The 25,953-nt window shown below is 72.9% G+C and carries 28 protein-coding genes; 4 read left to right on the forward strand and 24 right to left on the reverse strand.

Annotated elements, in window-relative coordinates; genetic code table 11:
* Nucleotides 1–10: 10 nt before the first annotated feature.
* The 15 genes from PSH03_RS08685 to PSH03_RS08755 form a co-directional block, all read right to left on the reverse strand.
* Nucleotides 11–472: a hypothetical protein gene (locus tag PSH03_RS08685; protein WP_210787174.1), complete on the reverse strand. Its 462-nt coding sequence runs from the start codon at nt 470–472 to the stop codon at nt 11–13.
* The gene (locus PSH03_RS08690; RefSeq protein WP_238688799.1) at nt 469–1,398 is read right to left on the reverse strand and encodes a hypothetical protein; all 930 of its coding nucleotides are present in this window, start codon (nt 1,396–1,398) and stop codon (nt 469–471) included. Before PSH03_RS08690 ends, PSH03_RS08685 begins: the two co-directional genes overlap by 4 nt.
* Nucleotides 1,395–1,910, reverse strand: coding sequence for a phage tail protein (locus PSH03_RS08695; RefSeq protein ID WP_210787165.1), 516 nt, complete (start codon nt 1,908–1,910; stop codon nt 1,395–1,397). Before PSH03_RS08695 ends, PSH03_RS08690 begins: the two co-directional genes overlap by 4 nt.
* The gene (locus PSH03_RS08700; RefSeq protein WP_238688800.1) at nt 1,891–4,563 is read right to left on the reverse strand and encodes a putative baseplate assembly protein; all 2,673 of its coding nucleotides are present in this window, start codon (nt 4,561–4,563) and stop codon (nt 1,891–1,893) included. The genes PSH03_RS08695 and PSH03_RS08700 overlap by 20 nt, the downstream gene beginning before the upstream one ends.
* Nucleotides 4,560–4,994, reverse strand: a complete 435-nt coding sequence (locus PSH03_RS08705; protein ID WP_030489705.1) for a GPW/gp25 family protein — start codon at nt 4,992–4,994, stop codon at nt 4,560–4,562. The genes PSH03_RS08700 and PSH03_RS08705 overlap by 4 nt, the downstream gene beginning before the upstream one ends.
* On the reverse strand, nt 4,991–5,329 hold the full coding sequence (locus PSH03_RS08710; RefSeq protein WP_238688801.1) for a hypothetical protein: 339 nt from the start codon (nt 5,327–5,329) through the stop codon (nt 4,991–4,993). The genes PSH03_RS08705 and PSH03_RS08710 overlap by 4 nt, the downstream gene beginning before the upstream one ends.
* The gene (locus PSH03_RS08715) at nt 5,329–6,921 is read right to left on the reverse strand and encodes a contractile injection system protein, VgrG/Pvc8 family (protein ID WP_238688802.1); all 1,593 of its coding nucleotides are present in this window, start codon (nt 6,919–6,921) and stop codon (nt 5,329–5,331) included. Before PSH03_RS08715 ends, PSH03_RS08710 begins: the two co-directional genes overlap by 1 nt.
* Entirely contained in the window at nt 6,918–7,799 is an 882-nt protein-coding gene (locus PSH03_RS08720; RefSeq protein WP_238688803.1) for a CIS tube protein, read from the reverse strand. Before PSH03_RS08720 ends, PSH03_RS08715 begins: the two co-directional genes overlap by 4 nt.
* The gene (locus PSH03_RS08725; protein ID WP_238688804.1) at nt 7,799–9,151 is read right to left on the reverse strand and encodes a hypothetical protein; all 1,353 of its coding nucleotides are present in this window, start codon (nt 9,149–9,151) and stop codon (nt 7,799–7,801) included. The genes PSH03_RS08720 and PSH03_RS08725 overlap by 1 nt, the downstream gene beginning before the upstream one ends.
* Nucleotides 9,126–9,608 carry a phage tail protein gene (locus tag PSH03_RS08730; protein WP_030327509.1) on the reverse strand — a complete coding sequence of 161 codons (483 nt, stop codon included), beginning with the start codon at nt 9,606–9,608 and terminating at the stop codon, nt 9,126–9,128. The genes PSH03_RS08725 and PSH03_RS08730 overlap by 26 nt, the downstream gene beginning before the upstream one ends.
* Before the next feature lies 1 nt (nt 9,609).
* Nucleotides 9,610–10,851: a phage tail sheath family protein gene (locus tag PSH03_RS08735; RefSeq protein ID WP_210787154.1), complete on the reverse strand. Its 1,242-nt coding sequence runs from the start codon at nt 10,849–10,851 to the stop codon at nt 9,610–9,612.
* Between the two features lie 23 nt (nt 10,852–10,874).
* The gene (locus PSH03_RS08740) at nt 10,875–11,573 is read right to left on the reverse strand and encodes a carboxypeptidase regulatory-like domain-containing protein (RefSeq protein ID WP_210787152.1); all 699 of its coding nucleotides are present in this window, start codon (nt 11,571–11,573) and stop codon (nt 10,875–10,877) included.
* Nucleotides 11,570–12,178 carry a glycine zipper family protein gene (locus tag PSH03_RS08745; protein WP_210787145.1) on the reverse strand — a complete coding sequence of 203 codons (609 nt, stop codon included), beginning with the start codon at nt 12,176–12,178 and terminating at the stop codon, nt 11,570–11,572. Before PSH03_RS08745 ends, PSH03_RS08740 begins: the two co-directional genes overlap by 4 nt.
* Nucleotides 12,179–12,189: 11 nt before the next feature.
* The gene (locus PSH03_RS08750; RefSeq protein WP_210787143.1) at nt 12,190–12,525 is read right to left on the reverse strand and encodes a hypothetical protein; all 336 of its coding nucleotides are present in this window, start codon (nt 12,523–12,525) and stop codon (nt 12,190–12,192) included.
* A 112-nt stretch (nt 12,526–12,637) separates the two neighbouring features.
* On the reverse strand, nt 12,638–13,420 hold the full coding sequence (locus tag PSH03_RS08755; protein WP_238688805.1) for an LppM family (lipo)protein: 783 nt from the start codon (nt 13,418–13,420) through the stop codon (nt 12,638–12,640).
* A 170-nt stretch (nt 13,421–13,590) separates the two neighbouring features.
* Here PSH03_RS08755 and PSH03_RS08760 point away from each other — a divergent pair, with 170 nt between their 5' ends.
* Entirely contained in the window at nt 13,591–14,055 is a 465-nt protein-coding gene (locus PSH03_RS08760) for an NUDIX hydrolase (RefSeq protein WP_238688806.1), read from the forward strand.
* On the opposite strand, the gene PSH03_RS08765 is transcribed toward PSH03_RS08760, so the two are convergent.
* A complete protein-coding gene (locus PSH03_RS08765; RefSeq protein ID WP_238688807.1) occupies nt 14,025–14,351 on the reverse strand; it encodes an FAD-dependent monooxygenase in 327 nt (108 codons plus the stop codon). The genes PSH03_RS08760 and PSH03_RS08765 overlap by 31 nt on opposite strands.
* The gene (locus PSH03_RS08770; RefSeq protein WP_238688808.1) at nt 14,318–14,551 is read right to left on the reverse strand and encodes a hypothetical protein; all 234 of its coding nucleotides are present in this window, start codon (nt 14,549–14,551) and stop codon (nt 14,318–14,320) included. Before PSH03_RS08770 ends, PSH03_RS08765 begins: the two co-directional genes overlap by 34 nt.
* 22 nt (nt 14,552–14,573) lie before the next feature.
* On the opposite strand from PSH03_RS08770, the gene PSH03_RS08775 reads away from it, so the two are divergent.
* Nucleotides 14,574–15,071 carry a TetR/AcrR family transcriptional regulator gene (locus PSH03_RS08775; RefSeq protein ID WP_238688809.1) on the forward strand — a complete coding sequence of 166 codons (498 nt, stop codon included), beginning with the start codon at nt 14,574–14,576 and terminating at the stop codon, nt 15,069–15,071.
* A gap of 294 nt (nt 15,072–15,365) precedes the next feature.
* Complete coding sequence (locus tag PSH03_RS08780) at nt 15,366–16,490, forward strand: FUSC family protein (RefSeq protein WP_210786338.1); 1,125 nt, start codon at nt 15,366–15,368, stop codon at nt 16,488–16,490.
* Nucleotides 16,491–16,523: 33 nt separating this feature from the next.
* Here the strand turns inward: PSH03_RS08780 and PSH03_RS08785 are convergent, their stop codons facing one another.
* Both PSH03_RS08785 and PSH03_RS08790 read right to left on the reverse strand, forming a co-directional pair.
* The gene (locus tag PSH03_RS08785; RefSeq protein ID WP_210786339.1) at nt 16,524–17,231 is read right to left on the reverse strand and encodes an alpha/beta hydrolase; all 708 of its coding nucleotides are present in this window, start codon (nt 17,229–17,231) and stop codon (nt 16,524–16,526) included.
* Nucleotides 17,232–17,322: 91 nt separating this feature from the next.
* Nucleotides 17,323–18,312 carry a LacI family DNA-binding transcriptional regulator gene (locus PSH03_RS08790; RefSeq protein WP_210786340.1) on the reverse strand — a complete coding sequence of 330 codons (990 nt, stop codon included), beginning with the start codon at nt 18,310–18,312 and terminating at the stop codon, nt 17,323–17,325.
* A gap of 160 nt (nt 18,313–18,472) precedes the next feature.
* Between PSH03_RS08790 and PSH03_RS08795 the strand changes: the two genes are divergently transcribed.
* A complete protein-coding gene (locus tag PSH03_RS08795) occupies nt 18,473–19,735 on the forward strand; it encodes an MFS transporter (protein ID WP_238688810.1) in 1,263 nt (420 codons plus the stop codon).
* Nucleotides 19,736–19,810: 75 nt separating this feature from the next.
* Here PSH03_RS08795 and ileS read toward each other — a convergent pair whose 3' ends face one another.
* From ileS to PSH03_RS08820, 5 genes are all read right to left on the reverse strand, one after another.
* Entirely contained in the window at nt 19,811–22,957 is a 3,147-nt protein-coding gene (gene ileS / locus PSH03_RS08800) for an isoleucine--tRNA ligase (protein ID WP_308194361.1), read from the reverse strand.
* A 279-nt stretch (nt 22,958–23,236) separates the two neighbouring features.
* Nucleotides 23,237–23,902 (reverse strand): hypothetical protein, encoded by a 666-nt coding sequence (locus PSH03_RS08805; protein WP_238688811.1) that lies wholly within the window; start codon nt 23,900–23,902, stop codon nt 23,237–23,239.
* A gap of 30 nt (nt 23,903–23,932) precedes the next feature.
* A complete protein-coding gene (locus PSH03_RS08810) occupies nt 23,933–24,418 on the reverse strand; it encodes a hypothetical protein (protein WP_238688812.1) in 486 nt (161 codons plus the stop codon).
* Between the two features lie 89 nt (nt 24,419–24,507).
* On the reverse strand, nt 24,508–25,227 hold the full coding sequence (locus tag PSH03_RS08815; protein WP_238688813.1) for a DUF4367 domain-containing protein: 720 nt from the start codon (nt 25,225–25,227) through the stop codon (nt 24,508–24,510).
* Entirely contained in the window at nt 25,220–25,801 is a 582-nt protein-coding gene (locus PSH03_RS08820; protein WP_238688814.1) for an RNA polymerase sigma factor, read from the reverse strand. The genes PSH03_RS08815 and PSH03_RS08820 overlap by 8 nt, the downstream gene beginning before the upstream one ends.
* Nucleotides 25,802–25,953 lie beyond the last annotated feature (152 nt).

The following is a 25,953-nucleotide window of genomic DNA, read 5'->3' on the forward strand; positions in this document are numbered from 1 at the left end:
CCAGGTCGATTCAGGACGTGGCCACGACGACAGTGCAACCGCCCAGGCCGGGGCAGACCAGACCCACCTCGGTGGCCTGGTCGACGGCGATCTTCGCCACCGCGCCGGTGCCGTCCGCCGCCGGCTCGACCTCGTCGCGGATGGTGAGGTCGGCGTCGCCGGGCGCCGGGGCGACGACAGTGAACCGTGCCGCGCTGCGCAACACCAGGGTGCGCAGCCCACCCGGGTCCGCGACCCGCACCACGCAGCTGCCGGAGAACGCCAGCCGGCCCGTCTCGTCGGCGCAGTCGGCGCTGACCGTCGCCGGATCCACAGCGGAACGCTCGCCGCCCAGCGCGCCCAACCGGTCAACCAACCCGTGCCGGGCCTCCGGATCACCCGGCTCGTCGCGGCCCGTGCTGACCGCGACCACGAACAGCGCCACCAGCAGGACGGCGAACAGCCCCAGCAGCGCCTTCTGCCGGCCACTCATCGCGGCACGGCCTGCGCCACGATCTCGGTGAACCGGATCTCGTCGACGCCCGCGAAGTAGCGGTTCGTGCCCTGCGTCTTGCCGACCACCAGCAGCGTGACCTGGTGGGGGCCCTTGGCGAGCCGCACCGTGCCGACGTCCAGGAACTCCGTCCTGCGCACCGTCGGCGTGAAGCCGAGGAACGTGCCGCCCACCTGGTTGCCGTCAATGGCGAAGACGGTGTTGGCGTAGTCGAGGGAGGTGGTGCGTACCGCGGCGAAACGCCAGGTGCCGTCGGCCGGGATCTGCACCGTCACGGTGACCTTGTCGCCGATGGCCAGCCCCTGGAAGAACAACTGCTTGTCGCCGGACCAGGTCACCCCGCAGCAGTTGGGTTGCGCCTCCACCTTCGCCCCGTTCTTCGCCGGGGACTCCACCACCGCGCCCGGCACCAGGCTCTCCGCCTCGACGGCGACCACCCGCGGCTCGCCGGGGGCCGGCTCACCGTCGCGGGTCAGCAACACCACCCCCACCGCGACCACCACCAGCACCAACGCCGCCGCGGCGGCGATCCACAACCACGGGGTACGCCGTGGCGGCGCGACCGCCCGCACCTCGTAGGTGACCCGGCCGCTGGAGCGGGAACTCTCCTCCGGCGCGGTGTTCGCCGAGTACGCGAACCCGGTCATGTCGTAGCGCCGGGGCGGGGTGCCGGCCGGCACGGCGAGCTTGACCAGGAACGACACCGAGCCCTGCCCGGGTACCACCCGTTGGGGTTCGGCGACGGTGAACCAGGCCCGCTGGGAGCCGTCACCGGGTGCCACGTCGAACACCACAGTGTCCGGCGCGTTGCCCGGGTTGGAGACGGTGAAGGTCAGCTCGCCGCTGTTGCGCGGGTCGACTGTGAACTGCTCGGCGGCGGCGACGACCGCCCACTCGGTGGTCATGACGACTCCTCTTCCAGGACGATCTCGACAGTGGCCGATGCGGGTTTCTCCGCCTCGACGATGCGGGTGATCACGGCGAGCTGACCGGCGGCGGCGACCGGCACCCGCACCACGACGTGGAAGGCCCGCTCGGCGGGCTCGTCGATGGCGAAGCCCGACATCCCGGTGGCCAGCTCCAGGGCTCTGCGCATCCCGTACGGGGTGCCGCGCCAGCGGGCCAGCAGGGCGGCGTTGGCCACCAGGTCGCGCAGCCGACCCACCGGCAGTGGCAGCGGGGTGTCCGGCCGGGACGAGACCACCACGTGGTCCATCGCCACCCAGCGGGTCAACCGCACTACCAGCCCGTCCGGCGCCCGGTACGGGTCGAACAGCGCGTCCACCTCGGCGAGGATCGCCTCGTCCGGGGCGTGCAGCCCCTCCATCACGTCCAGCAGCGCCCAGAGCACGCTGCCCGGCACGCAGGCCCGCTGATAGGCGGCGGGCAGCAGCCGTTCAATCGCCGAGCGTCGCATCCTGGCGCACCACCTCGATGTCGTGCTCGCCGGAGCAGAGCAGCCAGGTATCGGGGACGGTCACCACGTCGGCGGTGGCCTGGTTGGCACTGGGTGTCCAGGTGACGGCGTCGGCGCTGCGGTGCACGCCTCGTTCGCCGCTGGCCAGGATCAACCGCTCCGCCGCGCCGGTGCCGCCGGGCGCAGCGGCCCCGGCCGTCGGGCCGCTCACCGCGATGGCGTCGACCGGCACGAACCGGGTCCGGTCCCGCAACGGCAACCCGCAGTTGACCGACACCGCCTGCCACTGCGGTTGGGCGGCCAGGGTGTCCAGCCGCAGCACCCCGCCGCTCTGCGTGGCCGCCACCGCCTGCTGGCCGGCGAACGCGAGGTCCCGGCAGGTGCCGCCGCTCCACCCGGCCTGCATCGACTGCCACTTCACGTCGGACTCGAACAGCCGGGTGCGATGACAGCCCTGGCCGGGCTTCTTCGGATCCGGCTCGCCCGCGCCGCTCCACAGCAGGGTGGCCGGGCCGTCGTACTGCACGGCGAGGACCCGGTTGTCCACGTTGGCCAGACCGACGTGGCTGAAGCTGCCGGGTCGGCCGCCGCTCGTCGACAGGTACACCCCGAAGCTGGCCTGCGCGGCCACCGCCACCCCCGGCGCGCCCCGCTCGGAGACGAACGTGCGGACCGCGTAGAAGCCCCGGTCGGCGTCGGACGGGTCGACCAGGATCTGCAACGGCACCGCCCCGGGCAGCAGCGACACCTCGTACAGGCCGGTGTCGGTGGCCGCCAGCAGCGCGCCCGCGCCGTCGCGGTCCAGCCAGGCCAGGTCGGAGATCCGCGAGTCCAGGTCGGTGAGCAGCGACCACGTCTCGCCGAGGTCGGTGCTCAGGTGCACCCGGGAGCCGCCCGAGGCGCGCAGCGTCACCACGGCCACCGAGCCGGGACGCGCGACGATGCCCGGCCGTACCGGCGCGGGCGCGGGCACCACCCGCAGCACCGTCTCGTCGTCGAAGCGACCGGCCGGTTCCCAACCCGCGCCGCCGTTGCTGGAACGGAACAGCACCGGGCCGCGCCCGGCGTACCAGGTGCGCGGCTGGTACTGGTCCACGGCGAGGGCGCGGACGCCGGCGTCGGGGGCCTCGTCGACCACGAACCGCACCGACTCGACGTAGCGCACCCCCGGCTCGGCGTGCTCCAGCAGCCGGTACACGTTGGACGCCCGCAGCGGTTCGCCGAACGGCCAGCCGGTCGGGTTGAGCGCGGTGGGCAGCGGACTCAACGTCTGGTGCAGCCGGTCGTGGATGCGGCGACGGACCGCGTCCACGTCCTCCTCGCGGCGGACCACCACCCGAGCCCGGACGGACACCGCCTTGAACCGCGCCCAGGTGGCCCGGGAGCGGATGCCGACCATCCGGCGTTCCTCCAGGTCCGCCTCGACCCGGTGCCGTGCCTCGGGCACCTCGTGCTCGCGCAGCACCGCCACCGGCAGCCGACCGCCCGGTCGGGCCGCCTCCGGCACGTACGGCACCAGCACCACCTCGACCTCGCCCGGACGGGCGAAGCTGTACACCGCCGCGCGGGTGAACGCCCGCGCCCGCGCCACCGCACCGGAGCTGGTCGCGAGAACCTCGAAGTCGCGGGCGGTGACCGCCCGTTGCTGGGCGAAGAACTCGTACGGGCCGCGCAGCAGCACCGACTCCAGCGCCTCCATCTCCCGGCCGCCGGCCGCCGGGGCGGGGTTGTCCACACGTACCCCGGGCAGTGGGTCACGCAGGCTGGTCAGCGTGCCCGCCGCCACGTTGCCGGTGGGCCCGCCACCGGCGCGGTACCAGAGCCGGATCTGCCGTCCGGCCGGCGGCACCGCCGCGACGGTCACCGGCGCTACGGCGCTCGCCGGTGCGACCGCGTCGGCGGTGACCTCGCCGTGCGGGGTCGCCCCGGCGGGGGGTCGCAGGTCGAGGGCCGGGGCGAAGATGACGGTGCCGGAGCAGCGGTCGACCAGGTACGCCTTGGCCTGCGGGCCGAGCCCGGCGAAGCTGTCCACCGGCTGCCAGATCTCGAAGGTGCGACCGTCGTGCTCGCGGGCCGCCGCGCCCAGCTCGACAGTGCCGGCCGGCACCTCCACCCCGAGCAGCAGGTCCAGCGCCTCGGCGGTGTGCGTCAGCGGCGCGCGTGCCGCGCGCAGCACCTGCCCGGGCTGGCCGGTGCCCACGCCGAGCAACTCCGCCTCGACCGGTTCGCAGTGGTGCATCCGGACCGTCACCGACGGCTCGTCGGCCGGCAGCAGCGTCGGCTCGGTGGTGACGAACACGACCGGCCGGGGATCCGCGCCCCGGGCCGCGGCGACCCGCAGCCCGGCCGGGATCCGGACCGCGCCGCGGTCGGTGCCGGTACGGGTGAACCGGACGTCCGCCCAGGCCGCTGTCGGCGCGTGCCGGGTGACCCCGAGCAGGTTCAGAAACGAGACGTACGCCTTCTCCGGCAACTGGTTCAACCGGTAGATCATCACCTCGGTGAGGTGCGCGAACGTCTCCACCAACGCCATGCCGGGGTCGTGCGCCGACAGGTCGGTCCACGCCGGGCAGGACTGCCGGATCCGTTCCCGGGCCTCGGTGACCAGATCGAGGAAGCCGCGATCGTCGAGGTGCGGCACGGGCAGCGTCATGACGCTCCTCCCTGGGCGGGCTCGTCGACCGGGAGCAGGTCCACGGAGAAGACCAGCTGCCCGGGGGTCAGGCTGGCCCGCACCCGGTAGTCCAACCGGATCACCAACCGCCACGCGTCGTCCGGGTCCGGCCCGGCGTCCACGTCGATCACCTCGACCCGGGGCTCCCACCGGGCGATGGCCTGCCGGACGTAGTGGATGGCCAGACCGGCAGTGGTGTCGTCGTTGGGCGCGAACACCAACCGGTGCAGCCGGGAGCCGTACCCGGGTCGCATCAGCCGTTCGCCCGGCGTGGTCGACAGGAGCAGGAACAGCGCCTGCCGTACGCTCTCGTCGCCCTCGGTCATCGCCAGGCCGCCGGCCGCGGTGAGCGCCAACCCGCCGGTGCGGCCGGCGTCGAAGCCGGCGCCGACGAAGCGGAAGGCCCTCATCGGTCCGCCCCCAGGAACTGCTGGCGGGGGTCGCGAACCGTGTGCTTGACCAGCCCCGGCGGTGTGCCGTTGGTGAACCCCTCCAGGTGCGACAGCACCACCCGGTGCCCGTCGACGCGGACCCAGTCGCTGTAGCCGACCCGGACGGTCAGCGTCGTCGTGCACGGCTTGATGGTCGGGCCGTAGTTCGGGCAGGCGATGATTGTGCGTCCCTCCGGGTCGTCGTCGATGAGCACGGGCACGCCGGTGACGGTCACCCACTGCCGCGAGGGTCGGTTCTCGACCCGGCCGTCGTGATCGCAGGTGATCACGGAGTCACTGTGGATCCAGCGCATCAGCCGCCTCCTTCGTGGTGGGCGCGGGCGAGCGATCGGGCCTGCTCCGCCGCGGTGGTCGGGTCCTCGGTCGAGTCGGCGTGCAGGAAGTCCACGGTGCGGGCGCGCACCACAATGGCCCGGCCGGGCGCGGAGATCACCAGGTCGGATGCCGCGTGCAGGGTGGCCAGGTCGGGGGTCAGCTCCAGGAAGCTGCCGCCCTGGGTGCCCAGCCGCAGGCTGCGCCGCACGTCGTCGACGACGATCGACTGCCCGCCGGCGGTGCGCATCGTCCAGCGGCGGGCCTTTCCGTCGTCGATGCCCGCGTCGTACGGCTCGACGGCGCCGAACAGCGAACCGAGCACGATGCCGGAGGCCGGCTCGCCGCCGGGCAGCACCACCAGCACTGTGTCACCGGGATCGGGCAGTGCCACCAGACCCTTGCCCGGCCCGGCGCCGGGGCAGAGCACGGCGAGCCAGCCGGCGTCCAGGTCCCCGTACGCCGGCAGGGTCAACCGGATCCGGCCCAGCCCGTCCGGGTCGGCGACGTCGGTGACGCTGCCGAGGGTGACCACCGCCGCGCCGGTCGGGGTCGGCGGGGTGGCCGGCGGCACCGTGGAGAAACGGGTCAGGTGCCCGTTGCCGTCAACTGTGTGCACCACCTCGGTCAGCACGTACGTCCCGGCGACCGGGTCGGGCACCCCGCCCAGGTCGACGCGGCGGCCCGGCCGTAGCGCCGGATCGCCCTCGGCCACCCCCTCGGCCGTGGCCAGCGCCGCAGCCCGGGTGTCCAGGCGGGCCTGGGCCAGCGCCGCCAACTCGTCGTCGCTGCGGCCGGGCTGGTCCACGGCGGTGCGAACGCCGCCGGCACCCACATCAGTCGGGTCCGGGCGGTCGCCGGCTGGTCGACCGCAGCGCGCCTCGTCGACCTGCTGGCTGATCACCTCGGCCCGCTGCGGGTGCCAGCCCAGGGCCGCACTGGCACCACTTGCCTGGTCGGTGTTCGTGGACAGCCGCAGGGTGTGCACCCCCGCGCCGAGCGTCAACGCGACCGGCTCCCCGTAGCCGGCGAGAGTGACCAGCCGGACACCGTCACCGTCGGCGGCCAGGTGCAGCCCGGCCCGGCCGGTCACCTCGCGCAGCAACTCCAGATCGCTGTGCCGGTGCTGGAGCAGCCGCTCCAACCGAGGACCGTCGACCTCGGCGGTCACCGCCAGCCCCACCGCGCCGCACAGCTCCCGGGCCAGCTCGACGGCGGTGACCGAGGTGAAGACCCGCAACCCCTGCCGCTTGCGCAGCCGGTGCAGCGGGTCGTACGCCCGCAGCCGCAGCACCGCCGCCCCGTCGGCCGCGTACTCCACCTCCACGCAGGTGACCTCACCGGTGAACAGGGCGTCCGCGTGGTCGGCGAGCCGTACGTCGAGCGTTGTGCCGGGGCGTACCGCCGGGTCGAACGCGCCGGTCCCGGCGGTGGTGGCGAGCACCAGTTCGGCCTGGGTGGGCTGGTCGAGCCGGGCCGCCACCCGCAGTGAGCGGACCCGCTGACGGGCCGCGCCGACCAGCTCGGTGCCGTCCAGCAGGACGATCAGCGCCCGGGGCGCGACGCTGGTCATGGCGTACCCCCGGGGTTGGTGCTGGTGGCCGTGGGGCCCGACGGGCCCCAGGCGGCGGGCGCGGTGGCGATCGAGGCCCCGACGAACGACGCGCCGGCACCCGCCGCGCCGGCCAGCGCCCGCGCGGCGCCGGTCACCGCAGCCACAACCGATCCACCGCTCGGCGCGCCGGCCGGTGGGACGGCGAGGGTGGTGCCGGCCGGCACGGCGAGGGGATCGGTGATCCGGTTGTGTTCGGCCAGCAGCCGCCAGCGCAGCGGCGAGCCCAGTGCGTCGTTGGCCAGCAGGTCGAAACGCACACCGGAGCGACCCGGCTCGGCAGCGCCGTCACCGGCGGCGATCACCGCGCTGCCCGGCGCGGCGGTCGGGGTGCTCGCGGCGGCCAACTCCTCGGCGAAGCCGGCCTCGGCCTGATCGGCCGTCTCGGCGGCGCGGACCAGCTTCAGCCGCAGCCAGGACCGCCGCGGCGACCCGGTGCCGGTGAACGCGTCGAACCGTTCCGCCACCGCGATGATCACACCGGGCACGTTCCAGGTCTTGCCCCAGACCAACCGGACCAACGGCGGTCGCAGCCAACCATGCTCGGCCGTGGAGTTCTCCGCCAGCATCCAGAGCGGACGGGTGAGCACCCGGACGTCGGCCGGACGCAGTTGCGCCTCCACGAAGTCGACGTCGAAGAGCAGGTCCAGCACCAGCTCGGTGCGGCCACCGCCGGTGAAGACCAGCGGGTCGTCGGCCAGACCGGCCCCGGTGAGCTGCCCGCCGCCGGCACCCCGTTGGCGTACGCCGGCGAGCCGGGTCACCTGCACTGTCTCCGGGTTGAGCAGGCAGTCCACCCGTTCACCGGAGGAGTCGATGAGGAAGGCGACGCGTTCCATCAGTCACCCGCCTGTTCCCGGTCCAGCCGGGTCAGCTGGGCGGTGTCCACCGTCGTGCCGGCGACCGACCACAGCGGGGTGTCGTCGGGCAGCGCCGGCCACGGGTCGACACTCCGCGTCACCGCGCCGGGCGGCCCGTCGACCCCTGTCGCTCGTCGGCAGCCGGCCGATCCCGCGCCGGTGTCGCGCAGCGCGGCCGGTGGCCCGGGTGGTGCCGGTTCGCCGGGCAGGGCCAGCCAGGGCCCACCGGCAGCGAGGCGATCCAGGTCGCCGCGCGTGGAGGCCGCCGGGATCCCGGCGCTCGTCGCCGGGTAGCCGGTCCGGGATGCGTCGGTCCCGCCCCGGACCGGCCCGTTCAGAAGGCGGTGCGCGGCCACCGCGTCCACTCGCGACGTCCGGGCCGCGCTCGGTGCACCACCACGCGGGTGTCCGCTCTGGTCCTCCCTGGGCGAGGGCTGACCGTCCGAGTCGCCCCGGAACCCGTCGCGACCACCCGGGAGTCGGCCGGCGGTGGTTCGGGTGGCTTCGGCCTCCGCCCGGTGCGGGCGGCCGCTCGGCGAACTGCGCGGACCGAAGACCATGGAGGGGACCGGCTGTCGGGGTCCATCCGCCCGGGGCAGCCCGCTCGCGTCGAGGGCCGCGGTGTCGGGGGTCGTGGTATCGAGGGCCGCGGTGTCGAGGGCTGTGGTGTCGACCCGGCCCGACCGCCGCACCGGAGGCGCCGCCGCGGTCGGTTCCGCCGGCCACTTCGAACCGGCCGGCGGGGTCGGACCGTCCGGCCAGGTGGAGCCGGCCGGCGGGGTTGTCAGGTCCGAGCTGGACGAAGGCGTCAGGTCGGCGGATAGGTGGGCAGCACCGGTCCCCGTACCGTCGGGCCTGTCCCCGGCTCGCGACGGGCGGCCCGACCTGCCGGTTCGGCGCTCGGCGCGCAACCTGGTCGGTCGCTTGTCGCCGCTCGCACCGGGACCGCCCACGTCGGCCTGGCCGCCGAGCCTGCCGGACCCGCCGAGCCTGCCGGACCCGTCGGACCTGGCGTTCGCGACCGGGCCCGCGCCGTCGGCGTCGACCAGACCGGTCGATTCGTCCTGCCCGCCGTCCCGGACCCCGGCGTCGGTGGTGCCGGCCGGGGACGGGTCGAGGTCCAGGTCGTGCAGCAGACCGGGCGCGTGGGCGGCGACCAGGTCCAGCCAGTGCCGCGGAGGCTCCCCGAAACGGCGTGCGGCCACCACGGGCGTCTGCGGCGGCGGAAGGTGGCCGGCGGGCTCGACCCGTCCGGCGAGGCGCTGCACCGCCCCGGCCGCCGAGCGCAGCCGGCCGGCCAGCCAGCTACGCGGGCGTCGGCGCGGTGGCACCGCCGGTCTCCAGCTCCAGGCCCTCGTAGCGCAGGGTCAGCGAGGCGATGGCGATCTCGTGGCTGAGGGTGTTGAGGTGTGCCCCGCGCCACCGGGTCGGCCAGGCGTCGATCAGGTTCCAGCGCAGCACCTCGGCCGTCCCGACCGAGTCGAGCAGCACCACTGAGACGTTGCGCCGGTTGAGGGTGCCCTGGGCGGTGGCGTTCACCCAGTCCCACAGCTCGCGGGAGGCGGTGAGGCCGAAGTGCAGGGTCACCGGCTCGTACTCGGCCTGACCGGGCACCATCCGCATCCGGCCCAGGCCGTGCTCCCGGTACGGCTGCCCGGGGATGTTCACCTCCAACCCGGTCATCTCGGTGAAGTGGCCGTTGGTGACGCCGTTGATGAGCAGTCGGAAGTTGTACGCCCGGTACGGATCGACCGGGGCCCCGGGTTGCGGGGTGGCGGTGGTGGGCATGTCAGCCTCCGATCGTCTCGGTCTCGGTGCCGCCGGCCCACTGGCTCAGCTTGAACACCACGAATTCGGCGGGCTTGACGACCGCGATGCCGATGTGGGCGATCACCATGCCCGCGTCACGGACGTCCGGCGGGTTGGTCTCCTCGTCGCACTTGACGAAGAACGCCTCCTCGGGGCTGCGCCCCAGCAGCGCGCCGTCGCGCCAGACCCGGGTGAGGAACGCCCCGATGTCGCGCCGGATCGAACGCCACAGGGTGAAGTCGTTGGGCTCGAACACCATCCATCGGGTGCCGTTGGCGATGGCCTGCTCGATGGCGATGCTGAGACGTCGGACGTTGAGGTAGCGCCACTCGCTGGCCTCGGCGGCGAGCGTACGGGCGCCCCAGACGCGGATGCCCTCGCCGGCGAAGTAACGGATCACGTTGACACCCTTGGGGTTGAGCACGTCATGTTCCGGTCGGGTGACCAGGTAGCCCAGGTCGACGGCGCCGCGCACCGGTTCGTTGGCCGGTGCCTTGTGCACCCCGCGCAGGGCGTCGGTGCGGGCCCAGATGCCGGCCAGGTGTCCGCTCGGCGGGGTGAGTTCCAACTCGCCGCTGATCGGGTCGCGCACCCGTAGCCAGGGGTAGTAGAACGCGCCGAACTCGGACTGTCGCGGCCGGTAGGCGGCCCCCTCGTGGCCGCCGGAGCCACCCGGCTGGGCCGCGCCGCCGCCGGCCGTACCCTCGGCGGGCTTGGGGGGCTTGCCGGAGGACGGCGTGGCCACCCGGGTCAACGCGGAGATGTCGTCGATGTCCGGTGCCGGGTCGCAGATCGCCACCATGGTGCGGGTGCGCTCGGCCATGCTGAGCAGCGCCTCGTGGGACACCACGTCGTGGAAGCCGGGCGCGGCGATGATGGAGATCTCGTCGACGGCCTCCAGCAGCTGCAGACCGCCACGCCGCTGCCCGGTGCCGGTGATCGCGCCGCCCTCGCCGACGTTGACCACCCAGCAGCGGGCGCCCCCGTTGTCCAGGAAGCCGAAGACCGCCCGGGCCAGCGGGGTGCTCTCCACCCGCTCCCCACCGGCGAAGAGCCGCAGGAACTCCGTCCAGTTGTTGACCGGCACCGCCTTGCCCAGGTGCGCGGAGCGGTCCGGGGCGACGCCGACGAACGCGGCGATGCTGGTGCTCGCCGGCCCGATCGGTCGGGCGCCGCTGGGGACCTCCTCGACATAGATGCCGGGGGAGAAGTAACTGGGCATCGGTCCTCCTGTGCCTGTGGGTGTCAGTGGGTCGGTGGCGCGCAGACGATGACGATGTCGTCCTCGGCCGGGTCGACGTCGGCGGTGAGGACGAGCCCGCGTCCGGTCAGCCGCAGCCGGATCGGGCTCGGGTGCTCGGGGTCGTGCGGGACGCCGACGATCAGGAACCGGCCCTCGGTGTCGGTGCGGGTGGCGGACCCGGTGGCGGGCAGTTCGACCCGCATCGCGGCCAGTGGCTGCTCCTGGGGGCCGACCACCCGACCCCCGAGGCTGCGCACGTCGAGTTGCCGCAACCGCAGCGGTTGCAGCACCGGCGGCGCGGCCGGAGTCGGGTGGTCCACCTGCGCCGCCACGTCGATCAGCAGCGCCGGTCGGGGCGCCGTACCGAACGCCGTCCACAGTGGTGGATCACCGGCCTCCAGCACGACCGGGTAACTGCCGTCGCTGGTCGCGGCGGTGAGCACCCGGTCCAGCCGGGGCAACCCGGCCGGACCGGTGACGCAGAGCAGGTGGCGGACAGTGAACCGGTACGGTTCGCGGACCGCGCCGCTGGAGCGGGTCTGCCGGGCCGGGCGCAGCTCCATCGGCCAGAGGGTGAGCCCGTCGGCGTCGTCGCACGCGCGGGGCGGGCCGATCGGGACCGGTTCCCCCGCCGCGCTGGTCACCCAGGCGACCAACTCGGCGGTGGCGGTCTCGATCGGTCCGCGCCCGTGGGTGGTCATCGCGGCGGCGTCCCCTGGATCCGGTACGCGATGGCCTCGTTCCACACGTGCGGGTAGACGCCGATCTCGAAGTACCGGGTGAAGCGGTTGATCGGCGCGTTGGTGTGGTCGTGGTAGAGCAGCCACACCGGCGCGATGGTGAACAGGACGTAGTTGGCCAGGACGAGGGGAATGTAGAGCGGCCCGAGCAGGCGACCCTGGAAGATGTGCACGTCCTCGTGCCGTTGGATGCCGGAGCTGGAGCCGGCGCAGACGGTGCCGATGGTGGTGGCGTAGCGGGGCGAGACCCCCTCCACCACGCTGACCCGACCGCTGTTCAGTGACGTGGGCCGGTCCAGTGAGTGCCCGAAGATCAGGTGCACGGTCAGGTAGATGGCGCCGACGACAGTGTTGAGCAGACTCCAGGTGTGGTCGACGACGAAGAGGAAGATGCCGCGGGCGTCCGAGCCGTACACCCCGGCCGAGGCCACCGACCAGCCGAAGACCGCGCCGACCACCAGGCCCACGACGGCGCCGATCAGCAGCCCGATCGAGCCACCGGCGAGGAAGCCGAGCAGGGCGGCGAAGCCGACCTGGATGGCTGCGCTGAGAATTCCGAAGACCATGACGACACCCCTCAGACCCAGGAACGGAAGACTCGGGGCTCACGACCGCTCGCGACCTGGGTCGGCGTCGCCTGTCGGTTGCCGGGCGGGAACTGGTTGACGCCGAGCGCGGCGGAGAAGATGACCAGCGCGTTGAAGAACGCGATGATCCACTTCTCGGCGCCGGCGTCGTCGGCGAACGCCGCTGTCAGGTAGGACAGCAGCAGCGCGATGGCGATGGCGATCCACTTGCGGAGCTTGTCGCCGCTCGGGCCGATCAGCCCGCCGATGACGTTGGTGGCCAGCAGGGTGGCGGCGCTCGCGCCGGCGATGGTCCCCAGGGCTGCCCAGGTGAAGAGATCGTTCATGACGATCCCCCTTCTGCGATGGTGCGACCGGGATGTGGTGGTGGTGAGGTCCGGTGCCCCTGCGGGGAGCACCGGGGCCGGGCGTGGCCGGCTGAGCCGGCCACCAGATGGATCAGCCGGGCCCCGGGGCGCCGGCGGGCGGGCCCGGCGGCGGGGTCGGACCGGGCGCAGCCGGCGCCGCGGGGTGACGGCGGCGAACCAGGAGTACGCCCACCGCGGCGACCAGCAGCAGGAGGAGGACACCGCCGACGACGAGCAGCCAGGGGAATCCGCCGTCGTCCTCCTCGCCGGCGGCAACCGGCGAGGTGGACGGTCGGGGTGGCGCCTCGGCCACGGCCCGCAGCTCGGCTGGCTTCTCCTGGTTGGGATCGACCTTCCAACTGACCGAACGGCCGTTGACGGTGCCATTGCTGTCGGTCACCCGGCCGGGGAATGTCACCGAGATCTCGAACGACATGAGCTTGAGGAACGCCTGTTGGTTCTGCGGATTCTGCTCCGCAACCTTTCCGCCATATTTCTTGGGATCGAGCGGCAGCGTGAAGCGGTAGAGGTCGCCGTCTCTGACCAGTTTCACGCTCTCGGTGTCGAAACCGGCCAGCGGTGCCTTGCGGTAACTGATCTGGGAGCCGTAGAAAGTGTCGTCCTGGTAAAGGGTTTCCTCACCCGCCGGTAGGGCGGGGATGTTCTGCCGCAACTCGGCGAAGGCGACCGGGAGGTTCTTGTTACGGCCGCTCAGCACGGACTTCTGAGCCGTCAGCAGGAGTTGCCCGTCGACCGTGTCGTCGGCGTTGACGGTCAACCCCATGTTGAGTTGCATGCAGCCGCTCAGCGCGGCGAGAAGAAGGAGGCACACCGCGACGCGGAGTGCCCTACCGCGGTTGACTCTCCTGTTCATGGGCTCAGTGTGTGTGATCGCTTTCACCATCAGCAGTCAGCGATCGGTCACAACGAAGTCGCCGATTGTACCGGCGCACTGTCGCCTTTGATTAGCCCCGACGGCGACCCGAATGACTATTCTGGAGCTTTGGGGCCACGACGGTTCCTCGTCGGCCCTAGTCTGGTCGGATGAGAATTGTCGCGTGCGTCCTGCTGGTGGATCCCGACGGGCGGCTGCTGTTGCAACTGCGCGACGGCGACGCGACGCACCACCCGAACGTGTGGGGGCTGCCCGGCGGCCACGGCGAGCCGGGGGAGACGCCGGAGCAGACCGCCGAGCGGGAGTTGTTGGAGGAGACCGGCCTGCGGGCCGACGGGCCACTGCGCCCGGTCGCCGTGCAAACGCTGCCCGAGTTGGCCCGGGTGAAGCACTACTTCCTCGGCAGCACCACGGCCCGGCAGGAGGACGTGGTGCTCGGCGAGGGCGCGGCGATGCTCTTCGTCCCCGGCGCGGAGGTGCTCGACGGTCGTTTGTGGACGCCGGGCACCGTGGAGGTGTTGACCGAGTTCCTCGCCTCGGCGGAGTACGCCGCCCTGGTCACCGGCCGGATCGCTGGGCCGGCTCAGCCCGCCGGCGGTCGCCAGTCCGCGTAACGGGCCATGCTGCGCAGGGCGACCCGGCCCGGGGTGAGCCGCAACGCGATGTTCCGCATCGCGAAGGCAATCGGGTTGTGCAGCTGCTGTCCGAACCGCCCGGCGACGTAGGAGGCCCGGGCAACGGACTGACTGCGTGGTCGACGCTGCTCGTCGTACGCGGCCAGGGCGGCGGGCACTTTCTCGGCGCCGCGGGCGCAGACCGCGCCGAGCACCACCGCGTCCTCGATGGCCTGCCCGGCACCCGGCCCGAGGTTGGGTGTCATCGGGTGGGCGGCGTCACCGAGCAGCGCCACCCGGCCCCGCAGTACGAGGGCAGCGGCTCGGCCAGGTAGTGGATGTCGTTGCGCAACACGACGTCGGGTGGGGTTGCCGCGAGAAGCTCCGGAATCGGGTCGTGCCAGTCGCCGAAGCGCTCCCGCACTGCCGTCAGCTCGTCGGGGGCGCCAATGACGGCGAGGGCGAACCGGATCGCGTCGCTGACCGACGCGGCCATCGAACTGATCGCCGGCGGTGGCATGCGAGCCCTGACCCACCGGGCGGTCGACGGCCGCGCCGGAATGCCGCCGGGCACCACCTCCGCGTACCTGAGGACCCGACAGGCGCTGATCGAGGCGGTCGTCGGACTGCCCCCCCGGCTCGACGGCGGCGACCTTGACGCGCTCGCCGCCGGTGTCGCCGAGGTGCTCGACCGCTGGTTGAGCACCGGACGCAGCCGGAGCCTCGCCCGCTACGCCTGCCTGCTGGAGGCGGTGCACCGGCCCGAGCTGCGCGGCATTCTGCAACACGGCACCGGCCTGCGGGTGCAGGCCCGGGACCTGCTGACCCGGGCCGGGGCCGCCGACCCCGATCGGCAGGGCGACCAGTTCGTGGCGTTCGTGGACGGGCTGCTCTTCGACCGACTGGCCGGCGCGGGCGCGCTCAGCGCCCCGCAGCCCGGCACCGCGGCCAGCCGCGCCGACCTGAGCCTGACTGCGCGCGGGCACGTCGAGTTGGGGCGTGGAGCAGCCCGGTGATCAGGTCCGACGCGTGATGGGAGACGATCGCCCCGGATGCCGTGCGCCGCCGGCATGGTGCCGTGGGCCGGCCCTTTGGAGCTGAATCGTTTACGACATCGCGCCTGATTCGTCTACGGCATCAGCTCCAAAGGGGGAGCGGACGGGCATGCTGCGGTGCGTTGGCGGCGTGGTGTCGCGCTTCTGGCGGTGTGCCGGCGTGCGCTCGTGGCGGTGTGGTGAGCTGGCGGCTTGGCGGCGGGCCGGCGCGTCCGGTGCGGCGGGCCGGCCGGCGTGGGTGGGAGAGGTTGGGCGATGGTGCGGTTCAGCGGCCTGCGGACGGCCGGCGGGCGGTTGCGGCACGGCTGGCGGCCGGTGCTGGAGGCGACCGTCGCGGCGACCGTGGCCTGGCTGCTGGCCACCCGGTTGCTCGGGCACCCGCAGCCCTTCTTCGCGCCGGCCGCCGCGCTGATCGTCCTCGGGCAGGCCCGGGGGCAGCGCATCCGCCGGGCCGTCGAGGTCATCCTCGGGGTCGCCGCCGGGGTGCTCGTCGCGGACCTGGTGGTGCAGGCGCTCGGCCCGGGCAGCACCTGGACGGTGTTCACCGTCATCCTGCTCACCGTCCTCCTCGCGGTGGCCTTCGGTGCCACCGGCGTGACACTGGTGCAGGCGGCGGTCTCCGCGCTCTACCTGGTGGTGGTCGCACCACCGGACGGCTCGTTGGTGCCGTTCCGCTTCGTCGACGCGCTGGTCGGCGGCGCGGTCGCCCTCGCGGTCAGCCTGCTGGTCGACGCCCGGCATCCGCTGGCCCCGCTGGTCGCCGAGGTGCGGCGGACCTTCGACGAGTTGGCCGGGCTGCTCGGCGGGATCGCCGACGCGCTGGACGACCGCGACGAGCCGGCGGCGGTCGCCGCGCTGCGTCAGGCGCGGGGGATGGACGCCCGGGTGGACGGGCTGCGCGACGGTGTGCTGGCCGCCGGCGAGGCGTTGCGGCTCAACGTCCGGCGACGTCGGCACATCGGCCGGCTGCGCTCGGTGGACGAGTCGATCCGGCAGATCGACTACGCGGTCCGCAACGTCCGGGTGCTGGCCCGAGCGGGCGTGACCCTGAGCCGGCTGCACACCCCGGCGTCGCCCGAGCTGGGCGCGGCCCTGCGGTCACTGGCCGAGGCGGTCCGTCAGGCCGGTGCCGCCCTCGCCGCCGACCTCAACGGGCAGGAGGAGACCGCCGACCGGCACGCCACCCGGGCCGACGAGTCGGCGTTGGCCGCGGTGCACGCCGCCGGGCAGCTCTTCGGTCCCACACAGACCCTGCCCCTAGCGATGATCATCGGTCAGGTCCGGGCCACGGCCATCGACCTGCTGCGCGGCGTCAACCCGGAGGACGACGCCGCCGTCCTCGCCCGCGTCGACGACGCCCTCGGCCTCCCGCCGGTCTGACGTCCGCACCGATCAGCGGCGGTTCCCTGGCCTTCAAGGATGGGCGGTGAGCCAGGCGATGGCGGAATGGCGGATCGGGGCGGGGATGTCGTGGCCGCCGGGGAACTCCTGGTAGGTCACGTCGTAGCCGAGGTCGTGCAGGTGGGGGACGAGACGGCGGCTGCACACGTCGATGGGCAGCACCCGGTCGTCGACACCGTGCGAGATGAAGATCCGTGGCCGGCCGTGGGTGACCGGTGGCGCGGCGAAACCGGGAGAGAAGGCCAGCACCGCGTCGACCAGATCCCCGTTCGCCAGACCCAGCGACAGCGCGTACGAGGCGCCGTCGGAGAAGCCGCCGACAGTCACGTCGGCCACCGGGTAGGTGTCGAAGACGGTCGCCAACAGCCCGTCGATGCGCCCCACGTCCGCCCCGAAGCCGCCGGCGATCAGGTCCCAACTGGCCGCCGACGAGTCCGGGGCGACCAGCAGCAGGTGCTGCGCGTCCGCGACCGGCAACAGCAGGTCCAGTCCCTGCCGCGCCGAACCGCCCGCACCGTGCAGGAGCAGCACCAACCGGTACGCCGAACCGTCGGTCGCCGGCTCCGGGGCGTACCCCAGGGCCAGCCGGTCACCGTCGGGGCCGGTCATCGGCACCAGCCCGGTGCGGCCCGGCGCCACCGGCGGGTGGCGGCGGGCGCTCAACCGGCCGTCCCGAGGGCTCGGCGCCGGGTCCCAGCGCGACGGCGCGGAGTCGGACACGGGTCGGCGCTCCTCACGCTGGACGAAAGGTCCGACGCGGTTACCCGGCCCGTACGCGCTTAACCGTCAGCGTGCTCGACCGAGCGTCGACTCAGGCGCTGGCCCGCGCCACCAGGGCGGACGGGAAGAGGGTCACCGGAGCCGCCGGGCGCCCGTCCAGCAGGGCGGTGGCCGCGGCGACGGCGATCCGCCCCACCGGATGACTCGCCGTGGTCAGCGCCGGGGCGGTCATCCCGGCCAACGGAATGTCGTCGAAGCCGGCCACCGCGACGTCGCCGGGCACCCGCGCACCGGCGTCCCGAAGGCCCGCGATCACCCCGAGCGCGGTGTCGTCGCTGATCGCGTAGATCGCGTCGATGTCCGGCCAGCGGCGCAGCGCCTCGCCGGCCGCCGTCCGGCCGCGCGCCGCCCGGAAGTCTCCGGGCAGTATCCGCTCCGGTAGGCCGGCCTCGGCCATCAGTCGGCGGTACGTCTGCACCGGGCGTTGCGCGCAGGGCAGCCACCGGGGGCCGGTCACCATGGCGATCCGGCGGCGACCCGAGGCGTACAGATGGCGCAGCACCTCCTCGGAGCCGGCGGCGTTGTCGACGTCGAACGACGGCACTGTCGCCGAGCCGACGCCGATCGAGACCACCCGACCGCGCAGCGACCGGGGCACCGCCGCCAGCAGTTCCTCGGTGGTGTTGACCAGGATCACCCCGCACACGCTGCGATCCCCGTCGAGTTGGTCGAGGCTGCGGGGGTCGCCGAACGGCAGCCAGTACAGCGCCACCCCGACACCGGCGGGCGTGCACACCCGGGCGGCCGCGCCGACCACCTGGTGCACGTACGGGTCGTCCAGCACCGCGGCGCTGGTGCCCAGAACGGCCACCACCAGGCGTACGCCGCCGCCGCGGACCAGCGCCCGGGCGGCCGGGTTGGGCACGTAGCCGAGCTGGTCGACGGCTGCCGTGACCTGTTTCCGGGCGGCCGGCGAGGCGAACCCCGTGCCGGCGATCACCCGCGACGCCGTGGACCGGGACACCCCGGCGACCCGGGCCACGTCCTCGAGAGTGGCCGCTCGGTGTGCCGCTGTCGTCATCGTCGCCTCCTGCGGCGGCCCGTCCGGTCGGACCAACGCCAGCTCACATCATGCCCCGGCCGGACCAGCAGCGGTAAGGGGCGGTTCCCGGTTGTGGTGGTAGCGCTCTCAGGTGTGCGATCGTCCCAGGAGATCACCCCGAGAAAGAGGACCCACCCTCGTGAGCGCCCCCACCAGTCCACCCGTAGCCCCGGACACCGCATCGCCGACCCTGCGGACGGTGCGACTCGCCCGCAACGGCGTCGCTGTCACCTTCACCCTCAACGGGCTGGCCGTCGGCAGCTGGTTCTCCCGCGTCCCGGCGGTCCGGGAGGCGTTGGACCTCTCCGCCGGCCGACTCGGGTTGCTGCTGCTGGCGATGAGCGTCGGCGCGCTGCTCGCCATGCCCACCTCCGGCCTGCTCGCCCAGCGGTTCGGTGCGGCCCGCACCGTCACGATGGCCACCGTGCTGGTCGCCGTCGGCCTGACCGTGGCGGGGCTGGGCGCCACGATGACCGGGTCGTTCGCCATCGTCTCGCTCGGACTGGTCGCCCTCGGCTACGGCTCCGGCGCCTGCGACGTGGCGATGAACGTCGAGGGCGCGGCGGTGGAACGGCGGCTGGGCCGTACGATCATGCCCCGGTTCCACGCCGGGTGGAGCCTCGGTTCGGTGGCCGGAGCGGCGCTCGGCGCCGGAGCGGCGCGGTTCGACGTGTCGGTCGGCGCGCACCTCGTCGCGGTGGCGGTTGTCGTGTTGACCGGCACCGCGCTCGCCGCCCGGACGTTCCTGCCAGTGGGCAGCGATCACACCGGCGACCCGGCGGACGCCACCCCGGCCGCCCGTCGCCGGGCGCAACTCGCCGCCTGGCGGGAGCCGCGCACCCTGCTGATCGGGCTGTTCGTGCTGGTGGCGGCGTTCACCGAGGGTGCCGCCAACGACTGGTTGGCCGTCGCGTTCATCGATGGGCGGGACCTGAGCGAGGCCGCCGGCGCGGCGGTCTTCGCGGTCTTCGTGGTGGGCATGACCGTTGGACGCACCGTCGGCACCATCGCGCTGGACCGGTGGGGTCGGGTGCCGGTGCTCAGCGGCACCATCGGACTCGCCGTGGTCGGCGCCGGCCTGGCCGTGCTGGCGGGCTCCGGGCCGGTGGCCGTCATCGGCGTCGCGCTGTGGGGCCTGGGCGCGTCGCTGGGCTTCCCGGTCGGGATGAGCGCGGCGGCCGACGACGAGGCGCACGCGGCGGTGCGGGTGAGCGTGGTCGCGGTGATCGGCTACACCGCGTTCCTCGGTGGCCCGCCGCTGCTGGGGCTGGTCGGCGACGAGGTCGGCACCCTACGCGCGCTGCTGGCGGTGCCGTTGCTCCTGCTGCCGACCCTGTTGCTGGTGCCGGTGCTGCGCCCGCCGCCCTCCGCTGAAACTGCTCCGTCGGTAGTGAAGAACTAACCCACCTCGCCGCCGGGCGGTATCGGGTGCGCGGCCGACTGTGCCGCGCACCCGCACTGGTCACGGTCCGCCATCTCAGGCCCGCACGACGTGCACCAGAATTTCCTGACCGTCGCCAACCGCGCCGGAGAACCCCTCCGACAACGCGTCCGTGACCGTCAGTTGGAGCGCGAGGGTCTCGTGCGCGATGAGCTTCTGATGCGTGGAGATCGCCGCCGCGACGTCCGCGGGGGCGGCGATCGACACCGTGATCCGGTCGGAGACCTCGAAGTCGGCGTCGCGGCGGGCCTGCTGGATGATGCGGACGGCGTCGCGTGCGACGCCCTCGGCTGCCAGCTCGGGGGTGATCTCGGTGTCCAACGCGATCGTCGCGCCGCGCTGGGACTCCACCACCCAACCGGTGCGCGGAACCTCCGTGATCAGGATGTCGTCCAGGCCCACCTCGACCTGCGCACCGTCGACCGACAGTGGGTACGTCCCGTTCGCCCGGACACCGTCGACCAGGTCCCGGGGAGCCACGGCGGCGATCGCCTTCGCGACGTGCTGGGTGCGGTTGCCGAACCGGCGGCCCAGGGTCCGGAAGTTCGCTTTGACCTGCACGTCGATGACCCCGCTCTGGGCATCGAGCGGCTGGAGGACCTTCACGTTCAACTCGTCGCCGATGTCGTCGAGCAACGCCTGCGGGAGAACGGTGCCGGCCGGCAGCCCCACGAGCGCCCGACTCAACGGCTGACGGATCCGCAGACTGCTCGCCTTACGCGCGGACCGGCCCGCCTCGGCCAACGCCCGCGCCGTGGCCACCTGGGCCGACAACTCCGTGCTGATCAACGCGGTGTCGGGTGTGGGCCAGGTCGCCAGGTGCACCGACTCCGCAGCCGACTCGGCACCGCGCCGGACGACCTGCTGCCACACCTCCTCCGTGACGAAGGGAATGAACGGCGCCAGTAACCGCGTGAGGATGTCGAGGCACTCGTACAGGGTGGTGAGGGCGTCGGGGTCGCCCTCCCAGAAACGCTGCCGCGACCGCCGTACGTACCAGTTCGACAGGTCGTCGATGAAGTCGGCGAGCAGTCGGCCGGCGCGCGCCGTGTCGTAGTTCTGCATCCGTTCGTCGACGGCGGCCGCGAGGGCGTGGACCTCGCCGACGATCCACCGGTCCAACACCGGTCGCTGGGCGACCGGCTGCGCCAGGTGCGGCGCCCACGTCGAGTTCGCCGCGTAGAGGGAGAAGAACGCCGCAGTGTTCCAGTAGGTCATCAACACCTTGCGGACGATCTCGTCGAGTGGGCCGGGCCCGATCCGGCGCGGCGACCACGGTGAGCCGGAGCAGGCCATGAACCAGCGCACCGCGTCGGCGCCGTGTGTGTCCATCAACGGGATCGGCAGCAGGATGTTGCCCAGGTGTTTGCTCATCTTGCGGCCGTCCTCGGCCAGGATGTGCCCGAGGCAGACGACGTTCTCGTACGGGGACCGGTCGAAGACCAGCGTGCCCACCGCCATCAGCGTGTAGAACCACCCCCGCGTCTGATCAATCGCCTCGCAGATGTACTGGGCCGGGTAGGTGCGCTCGAAGATCTCCTTGCTGCCCGGCACGTGGGGGTAGCCCAACGAGGCGAACGGCATCGCCCCGGAGTCGTACCAGGCGTCGATCACCTCGGGGACCCGACTGGCGACCTGGCCGCAGTCCGGGCAGGCGAAGGTGATCTCGTCGACGTACGGGCGGTGCGGATCCAGCTCGGACAGGTCGGCGCCGGCCAACTCCCCGAGTTCCGTCCGGGAACCAACAGCTGTCACGTGGTTGTCCGGGCATCGCCACAGCGGCAGCGGGGTGCCCCAGTACCGGGAGCGGGACACCGCCCAGTCGATGTTGTTCTTCAACCAGTCGCCGTAGCGGCCGTGTTTGATGTGCTCCGGGAACCAGTTGGTGTTCTCGTTCTCCCGCGTCAGCTCGTCGCGGACCTCGGTCGTCCGGATGTACCAGGACGGCTGCGCGTAGTACATCAGCGGGGTGTGGCACCGCCAGCAATGCGGGTAGGGGTGCTCGAACGGTTCGTGCCGGAACAACCGACCAGACTTCTTCAGGCGGTCGATGAGCAGCGCGTCCGCGTCCTTGAAGAACACGCCACCGACCAGGTCGATGCCGTCGTTGAACCGTCCGTTCGGGGCGACCGGGTTCACCAGCGGCAACCCGTACGCGCGGCAGACGGCGAGGTCATCGGCGCCGAAGGCCGGCGCCTGGTGCACCAGGCCGGTGCCGTCCTCGGTCGTGACGTACTCCGCGAGGACCACCCGGTGCGCGTCCGGGATGTCCACCAGGTCGAACGGCCGCTCGTACCGCAAACCCTCCAGGGCCGACCCCGGTACGGTCGCCAGGATCTCCGCCTCGTCGCCGAGGACCCGCTGGGTCAGCGGTTCGGCGACGACGAACGTGCCCTGCCCGGTGCGGGCGAGGGCGTACGTCACAGCGGGATGTACGGCGACGGCGGTGTTGGACACCAGGGTCCACGGGGTGGTGGTCCAGATCAGCAGGTCGACACCGCTGTGTCCGGCTACTTCCCCGCGCAACGGAAACCGCACGTACACGGAGGGGTCGGTGACGGTCTCGTACCCCTGCGCCACCTCGTGGTCGGACAGGGTCGTGCCGTCGCGGGTGCAGTACGGCGCGACCCGGAAGTCCTCCGCCAGACGCCCGCCATCGTGGATCTGCTTCAGCGACCACCAGACGCTGTCCACGTACTCCGGGGACATGGTCTGGTACGGATGCTCCAGGTCGATCCAGTAACCCATCCGCTCGCTGAGCTGGACGAACTCGTCCACGTGCCGCAGCACCGAGGTGCGGCACCGGGCGTTGAACTCCGCGACGCCCATCCTCTCGATGTCCGGCTTGCCGCCGAGCCCCAGTTCCTTCTCCACCGCGAGCTCAACGGGCAGGCCGTGGCAGTCCCACCCGGCACGGCGCGGCACCGAGAAGCCCCGCATCGTCCGGTACCGGGGAAAGAGGTCCTTGAAGACCCTCGCCTCGATGTGGTGGGTGCCCGGCGTGCCGTTGGCGGTCGGCGGACCCTCGTAGAACACCCACGGCGGACCGTCGGCCGTCTGCTCCAGACTCCGGTCGAACACGTTGTTGGCCTGCCACCACTCGATGACCGCACGGTCCATCCCACCAAGGTCGATCTTGGTGGGCAGTGGCACGAATGGTGACTTCGACGGACCGTCCGGCACCGACGTTCTCCCTACACTTCACGTCCGCTCGCAGGGGCATCAGCTCACTGCCCACGCGGGGACGAAGCGCCGGGCGTATGGCCAGGACTCCGCGGTACCACCCCGCTTGCGCCTCGACGGTGCAGGCGCCGCTCAATTACGCGACGTGACGTGCCGTTACGTCCGGTTCTACTGGGGCTGTCGAACTGCCCGTTCTTCCGGAGGCTCCCCGGTGATGGCCGGATCGGTGCCGATGCCGCCCAGCATAGCTGTCCGTGCGCGCGGCCAGTGGCCGGAGCGCTAGGCGTGCAGCCAGACGCGGAGAGAGCCGGTGGTGGTGAAGCCGGCGGCGAGCGCCGGCGTCAGGTCCCTGGTGGTTTCGTAGCCGACCAGTGGCGCGTTCGGCGCGGTGGCACACACCGCGCGCCAAATGCCCCGGGAGCTGTCGGTGCGGGTGAACAGGTTGGAGACGCCGTACGGGCCGTCGCCGCTGAGCACCGCTCCGCCAGTGATCACACCCCGGTCGTCATGGCGAGCGAGCACCCGTACGCGGGGGTCGGCCAGGAGCGCGGGGCGGAACAGCTCCCCGCCGCCGTGGGCCGCCGCCCAGGCCACCAACTCGTCGGGTGTGGTGACCGGGGTCAGCGGCGTGTCCACAGGCGGTGCCGACGCTGGCCGGTGGATCCACTGGGCGTCGAAGAGCACCCGGAACCCGTACCCGGACAGGTCGAGGTCGGCGAAGCTGTCCTTCACCGACGCGCCGGGCCCCGCGTCGATGCGGGCCAGAACGGCCTCGGCGTCGACGCCCGGCCGCACTGTGACCGCGTCCGGGTACCACTGTGGCGAACGGTGGGGGACCGACCAGGCGTCGGCGTCGGTACGGCCAACCAGCCCTTGGCTGCCGCAGACGATGTCGCACCATTCGGCGTTGTTGCGGGCCGCCGTCGCCCTCGCGTCCATGGGCATGATCGGCAGCCTAGGCGGCCCGAGGTGCTGTCAGGGGGCGTAGACCAGGTCCATCGTGTCGGCGTGCCCGGACCAGCGCAGGTCGAGGCGCCAGCAGCCGGCCTCGGGCAGATCGATGATCGACGGACCGGGGCCGCCGGGGACCTCCCGGATCACCCGGGTGTCCGTGCCGTCCAGCCTCGCGGTGATCACCAAGGTTGCGGGCGCGGTCGGGGCGGGCGAGGTCGTGGCGGCGCGGGCCACCCAGAGGATCTTGTTGTTCGAGCCATCCGTCCGGACCTGCCGCAGCGGATGGGCGAACAGCACCGCCACGATGTCACCCTTCGCGCCGAAGACGTGCGGAACCCGCGCGTCCCCGCTGAATCCGGCGTCCGCCCAGTCCGGCAGGGACCCCGTCTCGACCCGTGCCGCGCAGGCGGTCGCGGTGCCCGCCGTGGTGGCCGCACCCGCCGTCGGCGCCGCCCCGCTGGTTGTGGTGGTGCACCCCGCCAGCAGGACCATCGAGGATGCCAGCATCAACCTGCCCCAGGAAACCATCTCGCCCCTTCCGGTACGCGTCGACGACCCGTCGCACCTTTCCGACACCGCCCAGGCCAGCCAGGTTCCTAGCCCAGTGAGCGGGCGATCTCGATCGCCTCGGCCTTGGTGAGGGTGCCCTCAAGCCGGTAGCTCACGTCGTTGTCCTGCCAGATCAGGGTCGAGCCGGCAAGTCGGGCGGTCTCCCGGCGGATCTCGCCCGCCCGATTCACGTAGGACAACGCGTGTGGGCCGTCGACCCAGACGGCGAAGTCGCCGTTGACCTGGACCCAGTTCGCGCCCGGCGGAGTGACCTCCTTGTGAAAGGCCAGGTCGAGGTGACCGTCGAACGCGTCGACGCGCAGCGCGCCCCCGTCGTAGAGCAGCGTCGCCACCCGGTACCGGCCCGTGGCGTCCGGGTCGGCGACCAGCACCTGTTCGGGCGTGCCCAGCATCGCCGGCAGGCGGATCGGAAACCGCACCGCCCGTTGCGCCTCGTCCAGGGCGACGGTCCGCTGCCCGGGCAACGGCGACGCGGCGCCGCCGGGCGGCGTCGGGGCGGTCGAGGTGGCGATGCTGACCCCGGCGAAGCGCAGCAGCCCCGTGACGACGTCAGCGATCGCGGCCCGCGTCGGCGGCAACAGCGCCACCAGCAGGGCGACGAGCGCCACCGCGGCGAGCGACCGCCACCGGCGCCGCCGGGGCGCGGGCGTGCCGAGTCGTACGCGGACGCGGGCGGTCACATCGGGCGGCTCGGGGGTGTCCAGCCAGGCGGACAGGTCGCGCAGTTCCCGTTCGAGGTCACCCATGCCGGACCTCCGCACGGTCGAGCAGGCCGCGTAGCTTCGCCAGCGCCCGGGACGTACGCGACTTCACAGTGCCCCGGGGCCAGCCCAGAGCCGCCACCGTCTCCTCCTCGGTGAGATCGAGGAAGAACCGGCAGACGATCACCTCACGGTCCCGTACCGGCAGTTGTCGCAGGGCCTGCACCAGCGACGCCCGGCGCTCCCCGGCGAGGACCGCGCCGACCGCGTCGTCCCCGGCGACCTCGGACGTCGGGTCCGCTGCCGCCGCCCGCAGGACGAGCCCGTCGCGCCGGCCACGAGAGCGGTGCAGGTTGCGGGTCTCGTTCGCGACGATCGCGAGCAGCCACGACCGGAAGGACGCGTCACCCCGGTAACGGGACAGCTTCCGGTACGCCTTCACGAACGCCTCCTGGATCACGTCCTCGGAGTCCGAGCCCGCGCCGAGCAGCACCGCGGTCCGGTACGCGGACGCGGTGTGCCGGGCGACCAGGAGGTTGTACGCCTCCAGGTCACCTGCCCGAGCGCGGGTGACGAGCGCCTCGTCGTCCAGGGGAGCCTCCGTTCGGATCACACTCATGACACCGCCCACCCGCCGCGGGTTCCACCCGCCGCGGGTTCCACCCGCCGCGGGTTCCACCCGGCTTTCCCGAGGTAGGTCAGCTCTCTCCCATCCGGCGCGCAGCGTATTGCCAGGAACCGGTGCTGCACTGGAGGGACGTCGAGGAGAGG

This window comes from Micromonospora salmantinae, from assembly GCF_022230905.1.
GTDB classification, from domain to species: Bacteria; Actinomycetota; Actinomycetes; order Mycobacteriales; family Micromonosporaceae; genus Micromonospora; species Micromonospora salmantinae.

Coding starts and splice junctions, on each gene's coding strand:
- PSH03_RS08685 (WP_210787174.1), bottom strand. CDS start 472: ATGAGTGGCCGGCAGAAGGCGCTGCTGGGGCTGTTCGCCGTCCTGCTG.
- PSH03_RS08690 (WP_238688799.1), bottom strand. CDS start 1,398: ATGACCACCGAGTGGGCGGTCGTCGCCGCCGCCGAGCAGTTCACAGTC.
- PSH03_RS08695 (WP_210787165.1), bottom strand. CDS start 1,910: ATGCGACGCTCGGCGATTGAACGGCTGCTGCCCGCCGCCTATCAGCGG.
- PSH03_RS08700 (WP_238688800.1), bottom strand. CDS start 4,563: ATGACGCTGCCCGTGCCGCACCTCGACGATCGCGGCTTCCTCGATCTG.
- PSH03_RS08705 (WP_030489705.1), bottom strand. CDS start 4,994: ATGAGGGCCTTCCGCTTCGTCGGCGCCGGCTTCGACGCCGGCCGCACC.
- PSH03_RS08710 (WP_238688801.1), bottom strand. CDS start 5,329: ATGCGCTGGATCCACAGTGACTCCGTGATCACCTGCGATCACGACGGC.
- PSH03_RS08715 (WP_238688802.1), bottom strand. CDS start 6,921: ATGACCAGCGTCGCGCCCCGGGCGCTGATCGTCCTGCTGGACGGCACC.
- PSH03_RS08720 (WP_238688803.1), bottom strand. CDS start 7,799: ATGGAACGCGTCGCCTTCCTCATCGACTCCTCCGGTGAACGGGTGGAC.
- PSH03_RS08730 (WP_030327509.1), bottom strand. CDS start 9,608: ATGCCCACCACCGCCACCCCGCAACCCGGGGCCCCGGTCGATCCGTAC.
- PSH03_RS08735 (WP_210787154.1), bottom strand. CDS start 10,851: ATGCCCAGTTACTTCTCCCCCGGCATCTATGTCGAGGAGGTCCCCAGC.
- PSH03_RS08740 (WP_210787152.1), bottom strand. CDS start 11,573: ATGACCACCCACGGGCGCGGACCGATCGAGACCGCCACCGCCGAGTTG.
- PSH03_RS08745 (WP_210787145.1), bottom strand. CDS start 12,178: ATGGTCTTCGGAATTCTCAGCGCAGCCATCCAGGTCGGCTTCGCCGCC.
- PSH03_RS08750 (WP_210787143.1), bottom strand. CDS start 12,525: ATGAACGATCTCTTCACCTGGGCAGCCCTGGGGACCATCGCCGGCGCG.
- PSH03_RS08755 (WP_238688805.1), bottom strand. CDS start 13,420: ATGAACAGGAGAGTCAACCGCGGTAGGGCACTCCGCGTCGCGGTGTGC.
- PSH03_RS08760 (WP_238688806.1), top strand. CDS start 13,591: ATGAGAATTGTCGCGTGCGTCCTGCTGGTGGATCCCGACGGGCGGCTG.
- PSH03_RS08770 (WP_238688808.1), bottom strand. CDS start 14,551: ATGGCCGCGTCGGTCAGCGACGCGATCCGGTTCGCCCTCGCCGTCATT.
- PSH03_RS08775 (WP_238688809.1), top strand. CDS start 14,574: ATGCGAGCCCTGACCCACCGGGCGGTCGACGGCCGCGCCGGAATGCCG.
- PSH03_RS08780 (WP_210786338.1), top strand. CDS start 15,366: ATGGTGCGGTTCAGCGGCCTGCGGACGGCCGGCGGGCGGTTGCGGCAC.
- PSH03_RS08790 (WP_210786340.1), bottom strand. CDS start 18,312: ATGACGACAGCGGCACACCGAGCGGCCACTCTCGAGGACGTGGCCCGG.
- PSH03_RS08805 (WP_238688811.1), bottom strand. CDS start 23,902: ATGCCCATGGACGCGAGGGCGACGGCGGCCCGCAACAACGCCGAATGG.
- PSH03_RS08810 (WP_238688812.1), bottom strand. CDS start 24,418: ATGCTGGCATCCTCGATGGTCCTGCTGGCGGGGTGCACCACCACAACC.
- PSH03_RS08815 (WP_238688813.1), bottom strand. CDS start 25,227: ATGGGTGACCTCGAACGGGAACTGCGCGACCTGTCCGCCTGGCTGGAC.
- PSH03_RS08820 (WP_238688814.1), bottom strand. CDS start 25,801: ATGAGTGTGATCCGAACGGAGGCTCCCCTGGACGACGAGGCGCTCGTC.